The organism is Corynebacterium lipophiloflavum DSM 44291, assembly GCF_000159635.1.
In the GTDB taxonomy this organism is placed as follows: Bacteria; Actinomycetota; Actinomycetes; order Mycobacteriales; family Mycobacteriaceae; genus Corynebacterium; species Corynebacterium lipophiloflavum.
Genome location: NZ_GG667194.1, coordinates 10831 through 24119 on the forward strand (window position 1 = coordinate 10831; position 13289 = coordinate 24119).

Here is a 13289-nt window from a genome sequence, read left to right on the forward strand (position 1 = left end):
GGCGGAGCAGCATGATGATTGGATCCAGCAGAAGCGGTACATGTCGTTGACGAGCTTGGAGCAGACCAGGGTGATGATGACTGCGAACATCATCGATTCGGACGATATTACTTCTGAGATCATCCGGAAGGATGTGGCATGAGCCAGGGTCAGTATTTAGCTCGTGATGGTCCGTGAGGTCGTTACGCTGCTTGTTTTATCGAAAGGGCAGATACACCACTCCCGCGGACTTGACCAAAATTTCTGAAAAGCGCTTGACACAATATAGGAGCATCGCAACCCGAGTTCCTGCCGCCACCAGGCAACTCCCCGCCCATTGCGGCATAGGCAAGCAGGCAACCTACCCGGTTTCGAATCGAAGCCGGAGAGAGTGGCCTAGAAATCGTGTGTTGGTTGGCGATAATAGCGAAAATCCCGTCCGAATACCGTGTAAAACGGTTCTACGGGCGGGATTTTTGCATCCAAAGGTTGCGAACGAGGCGGCCGGCACAGGGATTCAGCTCAAGAATGGACCGAAACTTAATTTTCGGAATCGTTGAGCCGATAATGTCCGAAACCCCCTTTGCATAATTGTGTCCCCGACAGGATTCGAACCTGCGACCTTCGGTACCGGAAACCGATGCTCTAATCCACTGAGCTACGAAGACATGCACTTGTTCAGTGCGCACTAAAGGTTATCACCCGGTGCGAGCGGTGAGCGAATCACCCCGTCGCGCCATTGCTCGCGCGGACACACTTGGAATTTCAGATTCCCTCGCCGCGGCGCCGGCCCAACGAGCGATTCCCAAAGCCATTGCGGCCCGCTTACCCGGCAAAAAACGCGCAGCGAATTCGCCCCCGGCCGACCAGGCGGCGGAGGAGCTAGACCCCCTCGGGCATGATGAGCCAGGCGGCGAGGTAGAGCAGCACGCCCGGCAGAACGCCGGCGAATACTAGAACGACGAAGATGATGCGCACGAGCACCGGGTCGATGCTGAAGTAGTTGGCCACTCCGCCGCAGACGCCGGCGATCCACCTGTCGGTGATCGAGCGGGTGAGCCGTTTGCGGGGGGTGGAGTTGTTGGTATTGGACATCAGGTGGGTTCCTTTCCCGTTGTTGTGGATGTGTGATCTGACTCTTCCCATTCAACGGGGGAGCCGGTGCGCCGACAACGGGGTTTACCCTGATTTAGACCCTGATATTGGGGTCACGGGAGGCCTGAGATCCCTTAATCGTCGAACTTGTTGATCCCGGAGCACTTCGGGATGCCGGGAATGTTGTCAACGTCCATGATGCCGCTAAAGAAGCGTCGTAGAGCGGGAACGTCCTCAGGATTTAGGTGGTCGAAGATGAGGCGGCGCACGCTTTCGACGTGATCGGGAGCGGCCTGGGTGACGCGGGTCAGGCCGTCGTCAGTGAGCTTGACCAGCACCCCGCGGGCGTCGCCAGGCGACTTGCACTTGGTGACAAGGCCGCGGCGCTGCATGCGAGTGACCTGGTGGGATGTGCGGGAGCGGTCCCAGTCGAGGGAGGCGCAGAGGTCGCGCAGGCGCAACTGCCTGCCCTCCGCCTCGGACAGGCTGACGAGGACGGCGAACTCGGAGGTTGAAAGGTTTGACCGGGCCTGCAGGGTCTCGTCGTTGACGCGGTCGACCTTGCGTGATGCAGCGAGCATGAGACGCCACAGTTCCTGTTCATCATCGTTGAGCCAGCGCGGTTGTTCAGCCATAACGATGAGGTTACCTTGTGCGTCAACTCCTTCAAAAATGATCACCCCTTTACTCTACTTTCGTATATGTCCGCTTTGACCTGCAGGAAAGATTTTGTTCGCGATTAAGTTGACACATCAAGCAAATTCGATATAGTGGAGATTGTTAACACATCAACAACTTGAAGGAGTTCATTATGGCTAACCTGACTGGTACCTGGAACCTCGACCCCACCCACACCGAGATCGGCTTCGTCGCACGCCACGCAATGGTGACCAAGGTCCGCGGCAACTTCCCCGAGTTAACCGCGCAGGTCACCGTGGACGGCGAGAACTCGAAGGCGGCCGCGACGATAAAGACCGCCTCAATCAATACCGGCAACTCCGACCGCGACGAGCACGTGCGCGGCGAGGACTTCTTCGACGTTGAGAAGCACCCCGAGATGACCTTCGAGTCCACCGCCTTCAACGTCGACGAGAACGGCAACGGCACCGTCGAGGGCGACCTGACCATCAAGTCCATCACCAAGCCGGTGACGCTCAACGTGGAGACGTTCGGCGTCGAGACCGACCCCTTCGGCAACGAGCGCATGGGCTTTGAGGCCAGCACCACCATCGACCGCACCGACTTCGGCATCGACTTCCAGGCCCCGCTGAAGTCCGGTGGCATGCTGGTCTCCAACAAGATCACCATCGAGATCGACGGCTCCGCCATCAAGGCCTAAGCAGCGATTTCGCTTTCCCCCGCCCGGCCACCGCGGCCGCGGCGGGGGTTTGTCATTGCTCCGCGTGCTTGAGCTCGCTAATCGACGCCACCTTGGCCACCGCCACACGGTCCAAACGCTGCGGGAAACACGTCAGCACGAACACCTGAGACTCGCGTCCCACCTGGTTAAACAGCGAGTTCATCAGCTCCAGGCGCGTCGGGTCCGTCGCCCCCAGGACATCGTCGACAATCACCGGCACGGGACTATTTCCCGCCTGGCCCGTTCCGGCGAGCTCCGCGATGGCGAAGCGCACCAGCAACGCAAGCTGCTCCTTCGCTCCCCCGGAAAGCTGGTTGAGTTCCACGGTCGCGCCGTGCAGGGTGCGGGCCTGGATCTCCAGCGACTCGCCGAGGGTGAACTCCACATCCGGGCCGAACACGCGCGACGCGTAGCGGTTGAGCGCCTCGGCAAAAGGCGCAGCGTAGCGGGCGCGGGCCTCGTCGCGGTGGCGCAGCATGGTCTCACGCAGCAGCCGCGCGGCGTGCGCTCGGCGCGACGTTGTGTCCAGCTCGGATTCGGCCGTCTCGAGCGCCGCGGCGGCGCGATCCGCCTGTTCCGCCACGCCGGCGGCCTGCTCGATGCGGCCTGAGAGTTCCGCGACCTTGCGCTCGGCCTCCCCCAGTCGGGTGCGCAGGTTGCGGACCCTGACCTGGGCGCCTTCCAGAAGGTCGGCAGCAAGCTGCGGGTCTGCGCGCTTGAGTTCGGCGGCCAGCGCGTCCACCCGCTGGTTCGCGTCTTCCAGCGCGGTGGCAGCGCGCTCGCGCGCGACCTGGAGCTGCTGCGTGGGCACCTTCTCCTCCGCCGCACTCAGGCCCGCCGCGGCGGCTTCTTGCTCCGCCCTTTTGACCTCGGCGCGCTCCTCGAGCACGGCCAGCGCGGTGGCCTCTTTGCGCTCCGCCCACGGCCGCAATGCACCCTCTGCCAGCTCGAGCGCATCGCTGGCTGTGTCCAGCTCCCCTTGCGCCTCGCGCAGGGCTTTTTCCGCTGCGTCCTCGCTAAGCGCGCCAGCCTCACTGTCCTTACTGTCTTCGCCAGCCGCGCCGTCGCTCTCGACGAGCGCGGCGAGCCGGGCGTGCTCGGCGCGTAATTCCTCCGCGTCGCGTGCGCCGAGGATGTCCTCCCGGCGCCGCTGCGCCATGGTCAGGTCCCCGGCGAGTTCGGCGTGGGTGTCGCGCAAGCTGCGCAGGTTGTCGATGTCGTCGCAGCCGTGGGCGTCGAGTAGCTCGCTGAACGCCCGCTGCGCGTTTTCGAGCTCCTCGGCGGCCTGCTCCGTTGCCAGGGCGCCGCGGTAGGTCACCTCAGCGTCGCCGATGCCGACCCGCGTGCCGTGGTGGACACCGATGGTGGCGGCGCCGTCGAAGTCCACGGCCTTTCCATCGACGCTTATGCCGGTGCCGGCTGGCGCTGTGATCTCCAGCTTGGCCGCCACGGCGTCGCGGAGCCTGCGCTGCAGTCCGAGCTCCTCGCGCGCCTTTTCCGCAGCGCGCACGTCGGCGTCCGTGACGGGCTTCTCCGGCTGCGCGGCTCGCAGCTGCGCGAGCTCCTTCTCGACAACGTCGAGGCGGTCGATGACCTCACCGAGCTCGGCAGCGCGGATGCGTGCGCGCACCCGTTGACGCGCAGTCTCAGCCTTCTTGACACCCACGCGGGCCTTCGCGAGGCGCTCCTGTGCACTATCGCGCGCGGTGGTCAGCTCCACCACGCGAGCCTGCTCACCGCGCGCAGCTTCTCGCGCCGTGACCAGCTTGGCTTCGAGCTCCTCGACCTCGGCGGCCAGCTCGCCGACGCGCTCGCGCGCCGAAACGCGCGCGGCGATGTCCTCGGCAGCGCGCTCGAGGTCGATCTCGGCCCGTTCCTTCGCCTGCTGCGCCGCGGCCGCCTTATCCGCCAGCTCTTTCGCGGCCGCGGCTTCCTCAGCCCGTGTTGCCTCCTGCGCGATGGCAGTGGGCAGCTCCGCGGAGATGCTCTCGATGTCGGCCTCCCGGCGCGCGACCTCGTCGACGAAACCGGAGAGCCTGTCAACCTCCGCATCGAGCTCGGCCACGTCCGCGCGCGTAGTCTCCACGCGCTTTTCCAGGTCGGCATAGGCGGCGTTCTTGCGGCCCTTAGCGGTGAAATAGCGCAGGTATTCCGCCTCAATGCGCTGCATCAACGCCGTGTCCTCGGTCCCGGTTGCCACCTCGCCGCTACCTGCCTCGCCGGTGTCGAGGGCGCGGGTGATCGTGGGGATCCCCGCCGCGGCGATACCCGGATCCAGCTCGCCTTGGCGCAAAAACAGCGTCGCCGCCAGGGTTTTGTCCAGGTGCTCGTCCAGGATGGCCTCGAGTTTGTCGTCGGCTTCCCTGCCCGTGTACTGCTCACGTTTCGGTGCGGTAATGGTCAGCTCCGAGCGCTTCTTGCGCAAAAACACCTTGCGCACGCTAAAGGTGTACGGGCCCACCGTGGCCCGCAGCGAAATGTCGGGCCCGACGTCCTTGCCGGCGGGCGCCAGGACCTTGACCCTGCTGTCTGAGGTGGAGTGCTTGAAGTTGAGCACGACGTCGATTGCGTCGAGCACGGTGGATTTTCCCGCCTCGTTGTCACCGTGGAGCAAAATCACGCCGGTGTCCGGGATGTCGTTGAGCTCGAGGTGCTCCACGGCGCGGACGTTGCGCAGCGAAATGGAGTGGAACTTCATGTCGGTTAAGCCTCCTTCGCCAGGCGGAACAGCAGGTTGACCGCGTCGCGGGCGGTGGCGTCTCCCCCGGTCGCGGCCGCGGCCAGCTCGCCCATCGCGTTGGCGGCGAAGCCACTCAGTGGCAGGTTCGCCAGCTCCTCGGCGCCGGGCTCAAGGTGCAGATCCATCAGCCGGGTGCGCTCGCGCAGCGAGGCGAAAACCGGCTCAAGCTCGGCCAACCCCTCCTCCAGCCGCCGCGTATCCTCCAGCCCGAGCGTGCCCACGATGGCGTACTTAATCACCGTGCGCTCCTTGTCCGGGTACGCGCGCAGCTGAGCCAAAAGCTTATCGACGTCCACCCCACCACCGACCTCGAAGTGCAGGGCGTGGAACACCCACGCGCCCACCGGTACTTTCTCCACCTCCGCGCGGCCCTTGGACAGCTGCACCACCAGCGCGTTGCCAGAGTCGACCTCGCCGCCGGCGACACCCGGGCTCATGTCATGGAAATCGGTCGTCTCCGGCGAGCCGGAGTACCAGACGCTACCGGAGTCACCCAGCGAGCGGGTTGAGTGCGTGTCGCCCAGGGCCACGTAGTCGATGGTGCCGTCGGCAAGCTTAGTCTCGAGGTTGTCCAGGTCGATGGTGTCGCGGGCCACCTCGCCTGTGCGCGACTGCGTCTGCCCGTGACCGACGAGAACACGCAGCGCGTCGGTGGGTCCCAGCGGCGCGAGCGCCTTGGCGCACAAGTCCTCCGAGGCGTACTTGGCTTTCAGGGGCGCGCCGACGATCTCGACGCCCTCGCGTACCTCGATGACGTCGCTGGAACCGAGCACCATCACGCCGTCGAGATCATGCGTGCGGTTGAAGACCGAGTCCGCCACCAGCGGGTCGTGATTGCCGGGCAACAAATACACCGCAACGGGCAGGTTGCCTAGGGCTTCGAGCGCCCGGCCGAGGGTGCGCTTTTCCAAGGCGTTGTGTTCGAAGACGTCACCGGCGACGACGATGAACTCGGCGCCGCGCTCTGTGGCGAGCTCGCCGAGGCGGTGCACGGCGCGCAAGCGGGCGTCGTCGAAACGCGATTGCGCTTCTGGCGGCAAGAACTTGCGCGTCATGCCTAACTGCAGGTCGGAGGTGTGAATGAAGGTCAGAGGTTTCATGGCATTGTTTGTAGCAAACGCGCCCGACATCACTGCCTGGTCAACTCCTCGTACAGGTCTTCGATGTCGGCCACGGCGCGTAGCTGATCGATGTTGGTAAAGGACACCGACTGCATCGCGCGGTGCAGCATATCGATGTCGGAGTCCTCGATCATCGGCGCGAGCTTCGGCTCCGGCAGCTTCGGCATCTCGCGGCCGTCCCAGAAGTACTCCGAGCCTTCTTCCGAGTTCTCCTTCGCCACCGAAACGGCGCGGTTGCGCACCCCCTGCTCGAAGGTGGCCAGGTTCAAGTTGCGCAGCGAGAAGATGACCTCGGGGGAGGCGTGGATAAGCTCGGCGGCTTTATGCGCGACGGCCACGGCGTGCTTGCACACCGCAGCGGGGTCCGGGCAGGTGCAGAAGAAGCGGACACTGGCGGGGTCGGGGGCGAGCAAGATGTCGAGCACGTCGTCGTCGAATTCTCCCGCTCGTGCCCTGGCCACCGAGTTGGCACGCCGCGCCATGATGTCCAGCGCGTCCTGGATGTCGGTCGGGGCACGGCGCGGCAGCTGGATGCTGACGCTAAACGGGTCATTCTGGCTGCCCGCGACAACCCCGTCGAAGCCCCCGGAGCGCACGGTGACGTCGAGCACGTGCTCGCCGGCGGCGTACTGCTGGCCGCGCTTGGTGCGCGCCGGATCGGTTTGGCGCACCGCGGCGTTGAACACGCGCATCGCCGCGGGCGAGAACGACGGGGCGCGCTGCAGCGGAGGCTGCGCGGCACCCGCCTCCTCCGGGCTAGTCACCCGCCGGCGCGCCCCGAAGTTGGCGTAGATGACGTTGTCTTCTCTCGGCCTGTTGTGCTGCGCCATGTCAGCCCTCCTCCGCTCGGTAGCTCATCAGCCGCGCGAGGTCCTCGGTGTCGAGCTCGGTGATCCAGCCCTCTCCCTCGCCCACGACGGTACCCGCCAGGTGCATCTTGCCGTCGAGCACATCCTGGATGGATTCCTCCAGCGTGCCGCGGGTGATCATCTTGTACACGGTGACGTTTTTGTCCTGGCCGATGCGGTACGCGCGGTCGGTCGCCTGGTTCTCCACGGCCGGGTTCCACCACCTGTCGAGGTGGATGACCACCGAGGCTGCGGTGAGGTTGAGCCCGGTACCTCCGGCCTTCAGGGAAAGCAGCATCGCGCGCGGTCCGCCCACGGATTGGAAGCTGTCCACCATCGCGTCGCGCGCGTCCTTGCTCACCCCGCCGTGCAAGAACGGCACGGGCTCGCCGAGACGTTCGGACAAGTACGGCTGCAGCAGCGCGCCAAATGCCTTGTACTGGGTGAAAATGAGCACCCGCTGCTCGGAGTTGATCGCCTCGCCGAGCAGCTCCATCAGCATGGCCACCTTGCCGGAGCGGTGCTTTCCCTTCAGCGTGACCGCAGAGCCGTCGCCGAGGAAATGTGCGGGGTGATTGCAGATCTGCTTGATGCGGGTGATGGTGGCAAGCACCATGCCCTTGCGCGCCATGCCCTCGCGCTCTTCGAGCTCGGCCTGGGCGTCGCGCACCAGCGCGGTGTAGAGCGCCGCCTGCTCGGGCGTCATGTCCACGGTGACGATGTGCTCGTTTTTCTCCGGCAGGTCGTCGATAATCGCGGGGTCGGTCTTGAGCCGACGGAGGATGAACGGGGTGGTCAGCCGCCGCAGGCGCTCGCTCATCTCCTCGGCGAGCTCGAGGTCGCGGCGCGACTCGATGACCTTGGCAAAGTGGTTGCGGAAGAAGGTCTGGCTGCCCAGCATGCCGGGGTTGACAAAGTCGAGCAGGCTGCGCAGCTCAGAAAGTTTGTTCTCGATCGGCGTGCCCGTCAGCGCGATGCGGTGCCTCGCCGGGATCGCGCGCACGCTTCTCGACGCCCTCGTGCCCGCGTTCTTAATCGCCTGGGCCTCATCCAACACCACGTGGTCGAACTCAATACGCGAGAGGTCTACCATATCGCGCCCGGCCACCCCGTAGGAGGTGATCACCACGTCCGCGCCATTGATCTCGCCGAACAGCTCATCGCCGCTGAGGCGCTGCGTGCCGTGGTGCACCACGACCTTCAATTTGGGAACGAAGCGTTTGGCTTCGCGCGCCCAGTTTCCCACCACGGAGGTCGGCGCGACCACGAGTGTCGGGCCGGTGTGCTCGCCTCGCTCGCGTTCCACGGCGATCAGGGCTAGCAGCTGCAGTGTTTTCCCCAGCCCCATGTCATCGGCCAGCACGGCGCCCAAGTTGGAGCGCGACATGAAGTACAGCCAGTCAACCCCGCGGCGCTGGTACTCGCGCAGCTCAGCGTTGACCCACCCGGGGATGTCCACGCGCTGAGGGGCGGGCCGCTGCGTGCCCACCACCAGGGAGGTAAACCACGGCGAGCCGGAAAACTCCACCGGCGCCTCATCGTCGGCCGCGGCGGATTCCAGGGCAAGGTCGCGCAGCTCAGCGGCGGTGACCGCACCCTCAGTGTTGTCGGAGGCCTTGAGCTGCTCGTAGCGCTCGCGCAAGCGCTCTGCCTCTGCCGCCAGCTCGGCGGCGTCGCCGGCTCCATTGGCCTCGGCCAGCGCCGCCCGGGTCCGTGCGGTCTCGGCCTCGCGCTCGGCGCGCGCCAGCGAATTTTCGGCGAGCTTTTCCATGTAACGCTGCGTGCGGGCCAGCGCGTTGCCGTCGGCAAGCACCCACTGCCCGCGCAGCTTGACCAGCCCGGATTTGGAGTTGATCAGCTGCGCCATTTCGGCGTCGTCAAGCTCGATGTCCCCGACGGAGATTTTCCAGTCGTAGGAAACGAGGGTGTCAAAACCCAAGTGGGTGACCGTGGATGAGTCATGCGGGTTGGCTTCGGCGGCGACGTTGAGCTTGGCGGTGGTTTCCGCTGTCGACCACGCGCGAGGCAGCATCACCGCAAACCCGCTCATGCGCAGCTTCACCGCGTCCAACCGCACGAAACGCACAATCTCATCGGTGGTCAGGTACGCATCCCAATCCCCCTCCATCTCGGGCGAGGCTAACGCGGACCCGGCGCTGCGCGGGTGTTGAACAGGATCAACCAGGTCGCTGACCTCCACCGCCCGGTTCAGAGCCTGGCGCAGGGTCTGGGCGGTGGCGGCGTCGTAGTCGTGCAGGCGCACCGGCCGCGGCGAATCGGTGCCGGAGCGGACCTGCACCCGCACCGGCCACTGCGCCTCCTCCCCGGCATCGTCGGCGCCCTCGTCGGCGTCGGCGGGCTGCCCCACGATGAACACCAGCTGCAGGTTGACCGCGGTGATCGAACCATTCCAATCGCTGAGCTTGCGTGTCAGCTCCGCCCCGCCGCGGCGCAACGGGGACGCGGTGAGCAGCGAGTGCACGAAATCGTGCCACGGGTAGGGCCGGGTGTTCTCGTTCAAGCCCTCGAGCTGTGCGGTGGCGATCCAGTGCACGAGCGTGTGGGCGAGGTCCTCGTCCAAGCTCGGGTTGTTCACCGCCAGCACCCCGGGGGCCGCGGCGACCATCTCGGCGAGCCAGCCGCGCTCTTCCACCCCCGTGCCCAGCTGCCACTCGGCGTACCACTGCCCGTCGCGATACGGCACGTGGATGCTCACCCGCCCGGCGCGCACGAACCGGTGCAGTCCGACATACATGCGGATCAACCACTGAAGATCCGGGGCGATCGCAGCGCGCTGGGACGCCGTCGCCGCGGGGGAGTCGGAGTCCACGAACATCAGCGTCGCGAGGAAAGAGACTGTCTCCGCCGGGGCGAACGCGGCCGTCGGCACGCGAAGCTCCACGTGCTTTCCGCGCGGGGTTTGCAGGCGCACGCGGCGTCGGTGACGGAACCTGGAGTCGTCGACAAGCTTTTCAACAACCGGCGGGAACGTGCCCACAGGAACCTGGGACGGAAGCACAATCCGGTGTCCCTCCACCTGCTCAACCCACAGGTTGAGACCGGACTCGGGCAACCAGAGTCCGTGCAGGAGGAAATTGGGCATAACCTCCCTTATACCACGCCAGCGCGACACGATACGCTGTGTGAGACCTTCACCCGCTAGGAAACCAAGGAGCAGGACAACGTGGACAACGCGTGGATGATTCTCGCCATCGTGCTGTACTTCGCCGCGATGCTGGCCATCGGCTACTACTCGTGGTGCAGGACAAAGAAGTATGACGACTACGTCCTTGGCGGACGCGGTTTGCCACCCTTCGTCGCGGCGATCTCGGCCGGGGCATCCGACATGTCGGGGTGGCTGCTGATGGGCCTGCCCGGCGCGCTGTTCGTCGCGGGCTTCAGTGAGCTGTGGATCGTCATCGGCCTGCTGATCGGCACCTGGGCAAACTGGAAGTGGGTCGCACCCCGCCTGCGCTCATACTCAGAGGTCGCGGGAAACTCGATCACTCTGCCGAGCTTCTTCGAAAACCGCACCCGAGATTCCTCGCGCGTGCTGCGCATCACGGCCGCAATCATCATCATCTTCTTCTTCACCTTCTACGTCTCTTCCGGAATGGTCGCCGGCGGCAAATACTTCGAGTCGACGTTCGGCGGCGAATACCTCACGGGAATGCTCATCATCGGTGCCGTGACCGTCATCTACACCTTCATCGGTGGATTCTTGGCCGTTTCCTACACGGACGTGGTGCAGGGCATGCTGATGTTTTTCGCCCTACTCACCGTGCCGGTCATCGCCCTGTTTGCCCTGGATACCCCCAGCGAGATCTTCTCCTTTGCCGCTGAGAACCCCTACGGGCCGTTCCCGGAGGCGAATCCCACCTACTTCAACCTGTTCGCCGGCGTGTCTGCGGTGACGATCATCAGCAACCTCGCGTGGGGGCTCGGTTACATGGGCCAGCCGCACATCATCACCCGATTCATGGCACTGCGCTCCCCGGCTGAGGCGGCCTCGGCTCGCCGCACCGGCACCTTGTGGGTCACGTTGTGCTACATCGGCGCGATCTTCACCGCGCTCGTCGCCACTGTCTTCTTCACACAGACAGGCGCGCAGGTCACCGACCCCAACGGAGAGACCATCTTCCTCGACATGACCCGCGTCCTGTTCCATCCCTTGGTGGCCGGCATCGTCCTCACCGCCGTGCTCGCCGCGATCATGTCGACGATGTCCTCGCAACTTCTGATCACCTCTTCGGCGCTGATCGAGGACCTCTACCGCGTGCTTGGCAAACGCCAGCTGGCCGGCGAGCGTCTGCTCCTGCTCTCGCGCGCCATGGTCGTGCTCATCGCGCTCGTCGCCATTGCCCTGGCCGCCAACCCCTCGGACACCATCCTCGGCCTTGTCGGGTTCGCGTGGGCAGGTTTCGGCGCCGCGTTCGGCCCCGTCGTCATCGCCTCGCTGTACTGGAAGGGCCTGACCTCCCAGGGCGCGATTGCCGGCATGATCACCGGGGCGGTCACGGTGTTCATGTGGGGTTCCGTCGACTCGCCCATCACCGAGATGTACGAGATCGTGCCCGGGGTCATCCTCGCCACCGCGGTGATGGTCGCCGTGTCCGCCACCACCCGTACCCGGCCCGGCGTGGCCGAGGAGTTTGATACGGCGATGCGGGTAAATGACTACGCGATGCGTAACCCGGAGGCCAGCTTCGAGCAAGCCCTCGAGCGGAACCGCGGCGCCGACGCCTAAGTCTAAGAGGGTGTGCGCTACTACCTCGCTGCCCTCATCGCCCTCACCCTCGCGGTCATTCCGTTCCCCACCCCGCGCTCGCTTATCGACGCCCCCACCAACGCCTCCCCCGCCCAGCGCACCACGGTGCTGGGCTACGAGCGCGACGCCTTCGGCCCCGGCTGGGCCCCTGTCGCCGACGGATGCGACACCCGTGACACGCTGATGGCCGAGGCGTTCGGCGCCGTCTCGTGCGACTCCCCGCACAGCCAGTGGGTCTCCGGCCCCATCACGGACCCCTACACGGGCACCCCATTGGAATCCGCTGATGTCGAGATCGACCACCTCTACCCCCTCGCCGCGGCGTGGGACGCCGGCGCACATGCCTGGCCCGGCCCCACGCGCATCGCCTTTGCCAACGATCCCCGAAACCTCGTGGTCACATCCGCCGAGGCGAACCGGTCCAAGTCCGACCAGCTCCCCAGCGAATGGCTGCCGCCCGCCATACGTTCCCGCTGTGTCTACGCCCGCCGGCTCGTCGCCGTCGCCCGGGAGTACTCGCTAGCGATGCCCCACCCGGACCTGCGAGCGGCGCGGCGCGCATGCACGGGTCTCACCGGGCTAATTGGCCGACCCTACCTGTAAGGTGGAGCACATGAATACTGTCTTCGTTCTACTGCACGTAGCCGCCGCAATCCTCCTGCTCGGCCCCGTCATGGTTGCCGCCTCCATGTTCCCCCGCCAAGCTGCGGAAGCCCGTTCCGGTGCCCAGGAGTCAGTGGGCCGCGCCAGCGTTCTGCAGCGTCTCACGTCCACCTACGGCATGCTGTCCGCCCTGGTTCCGTTGCTCGGCGCTGTGGTGCTCATCTTCGGCTGGGAAAATTACAAAACAAACTACTTCCTCCACACCGCCATCATTCTGGCACTGATTGCGTGGGGCATCCTTTTCGGCATGGTCATCCCACAGCAGCGCAAGATGATGGGCACTCTCAACGCCCTTGACCCGGCGGAAGCGGACCAGCGCGACTACACCTCTAATTTCGAAGGCGCAAAGGCCAAGGCAACCTCCGGGGCGGGTATTTTCAACCTGCTCGTGATGATCATCCTGATTCTGATGTACCTGCCGTCGGGCATCTTCGCCTAGAGGTTTCATCTCAGTGGCAGCCCGGGCATCCGGGTTGCCGATTTTCTTATGCCACCGAACCGTTGGCGCGTTTTTGGGGATCGGCACCTGGCGCAGTCGCTGGTGCGCTGAGGTATAGCAGCTATACCTCAACCACCGCGGCGCCACAGACCCCGAGACAGCACATAGGCGCCGACACTACAGAAGTAGTGCCGGCGCCGATCCAGCCGTTTCGGGCTGACGAACTAGTCGCGCCAGTCGCGGTCACGGCCACCGCGGCCGCCAAAACCGCGTCCG

Annotated in this window: 10 protein-coding genes, 1 tRNA gene and 1 pseudogene; 5 read left to right on the forward strand and 7 right to left on the reverse strand. The window is 65.2% G+C overall.

The annotated features are described in order from the left end of the window. Positions 1–142, forward strand: a pseudogene (locus HMPREF0298_RS12245) (IS256 family transposase); the annotation flags it as partial. Positions 143–573: 431 nt separating this feature from the next. Here HMPREF0298_RS12245 and HMPREF0298_RS08075 read toward each other — a convergent pair. From HMPREF0298_RS08075 to HMPREF0298_RS08085, 3 genes are all read right to left on the reverse strand, one after another. Next, positions 574–647 (reverse strand) — tRNA-Arg (locus tag HMPREF0298_RS08075). Positions 648–861: 214 nt separating this feature from the next. Continuing rightward, the gene (locus HMPREF0298_RS08080; protein ID WP_006840664.1) at positions 862–1074 is read right to left on the reverse strand and encodes a PspC domain-containing protein; all 213 of its coding nucleotides are present in this window, start codon (positions 1072–1074) and stop codon (positions 862–864) included. A gap of 134 nt (positions 1075–1208) precedes the next feature. Continuing rightward, complete coding sequence (locus tag HMPREF0298_RS08085; RefSeq protein ID WP_040422940.1) at positions 1209–1709, reverse strand: MarR family winged helix-turn-helix transcriptional regulator; 501 nt, start codon at positions 1707–1709, stop codon at positions 1209–1211. Between the two features lie 176 nt (positions 1710–1885). Between HMPREF0298_RS08085 and HMPREF0298_RS08090 the strand changes: the two genes are divergently transcribed. After that, a complete protein-coding gene (locus HMPREF0298_RS08090; RefSeq protein WP_040422941.1) occupies positions 1886–2413 on the forward strand; it encodes a YceI family protein in 528 nt (175 codons plus the stop codon). Between the two features lie 52 nt (positions 2414–2465). On the opposite strand, the gene HMPREF0298_RS08095 is transcribed toward HMPREF0298_RS08090, so the two are convergent. The 4 genes from HMPREF0298_RS08095 to HMPREF0298_RS08110 are packed head-to-tail and all read right to left on the reverse strand — an operon-like array spanning position 2466 to position 10246. After that, complete coding sequence (locus tag HMPREF0298_RS08095) at positions 2466–5132, reverse strand: AAA family ATPase (protein WP_006840667.1); 2667 nt, start codon at positions 5130–5132, stop codon at positions 2466–2468. A 5-nt stretch (positions 5133–5137) separates the two neighbouring features. Then, positions 5138–6274: a metallophosphoesterase family protein gene (locus tag HMPREF0298_RS08100; RefSeq protein WP_040422965.1), complete on the reverse strand. Its 1137-nt coding sequence runs from the start codon at positions 6272–6274 to the stop codon at positions 5138–5140. A 29-nt stretch (positions 6275–6303) separates the two neighbouring features. Continuing rightward, on the reverse strand, positions 6304–7125 hold the full coding sequence (locus HMPREF0298_RS08105; protein WP_006840669.1) for a hypothetical protein: 822 nt from the start codon (positions 7123–7125) through the stop codon (positions 6304–6306). Between the two features lies 1 nt (position 7126). Then, on the reverse strand, positions 7127–10246 hold the full coding sequence (locus HMPREF0298_RS08110) for a DEAD/DEAH box helicase (protein WP_006840670.1): 3120 nt from the start codon (positions 10244–10246) through the stop codon (positions 7127–7129). A 96-nt stretch (positions 10247–10342) separates the two neighbouring features. On the opposite strand from HMPREF0298_RS08110, the gene putP reads away from it, so the two are divergent. The 3 genes from putP to HMPREF0298_RS08125 are packed head-to-tail and all read left to right on the forward strand — an operon-like array spanning position 10343 to position 13013. Next, on the forward strand, positions 10343–11890 hold the full coding sequence (gene putP / locus HMPREF0298_RS08115; protein ID WP_006840671.1) for a sodium/proline symporter PutP: 1548 nt from the start codon (positions 10343–10345) through the stop codon (positions 11888–11890). Between the two features lie 12 nt (positions 11891–11902). Further along, positions 11903–12514, forward strand: coding sequence for a GmrSD restriction endonuclease domain-containing protein (locus tag HMPREF0298_RS08120; RefSeq protein WP_006840672.1), 612 nt, complete (start codon positions 11903–11905; stop codon positions 12512–12514). A 10-nt stretch (positions 12515–12524) separates the two neighbouring features. Next, positions 12525–13013 carry a hypothetical protein gene (locus HMPREF0298_RS08125; RefSeq protein ID WP_006840673.1) on the forward strand — a complete coding sequence of 163 codons (489 nt, stop codon included), beginning with the start codon at positions 12525–12527 and terminating at the stop codon, positions 13011–13013. Positions 13014–13289: the final 276 nt, after the last annotated feature.

What these genes read in the sequence shown, in the direction of transcription:
- HMPREF0298_RS08125 (WP_006840673.1), top strand. Translation starts at nt 12,525, where the DNA reads ATGAATACTGTCTTCGTTCTACTGCACGTAGCCGCCGCAATCCTCCTG.
- HMPREF0298_RS08085 (WP_040422940.1), bottom strand. Translation starts at nt 1,709, where the DNA reads ATGGCTGAACAACCGCGCTGGCTCAACGATGATGAACAGGAACTGTGG.
- HMPREF0298_RS08100 (WP_040422965.1), bottom strand. Translation starts at nt 6,274, where the DNA reads ATGAAACCTCTGACCTTCATTCACACCTCCGACCTGCAGTTAGGCATG.
- HMPREF0298_RS08095 (WP_006840667.1), bottom strand. Translation starts at nt 5,132, where the DNA reads ATGAAGTTCCACTCCATTTCGCTGCGCAACGTCCGCGCCGTGGAGCAC.
- HMPREF0298_RS08090 (WP_040422941.1), top strand. Translation starts at nt 1,886, where the DNA reads ATGGCTAACCTGACTGGTACCTGGAACCTCGACCCCACCCACACCGAG.
- HMPREF0298_RS08110 (WP_006840670.1), bottom strand. Translation starts at nt 10,246, where the DNA reads ATGCCCAATTTCCTCCTGCACGGACTCTGGTTGCCCGAGTCCGGTCTC.
- HMPREF0298_RS08105 (WP_006840669.1), bottom strand. Translation starts at nt 7,125, where the DNA reads ATGGCGCAGCACAACAGGCCGAGAGAAGACAACGTCATCTACGCCAAC.
- HMPREF0298_RS08080 (WP_006840664.1), bottom strand. Translation starts at nt 1,074, where the DNA reads ATGTCCAATACCAACAACTCCACCCCCCGCAAACGGCTCACCCGCTCG.
- putP (WP_006840671.1), top strand. Translation starts at nt 10,343, where the DNA reads ATGATTCTCGCCATCGTGCTGTACTTCGCCGCGATGCTGGCCATCGGC.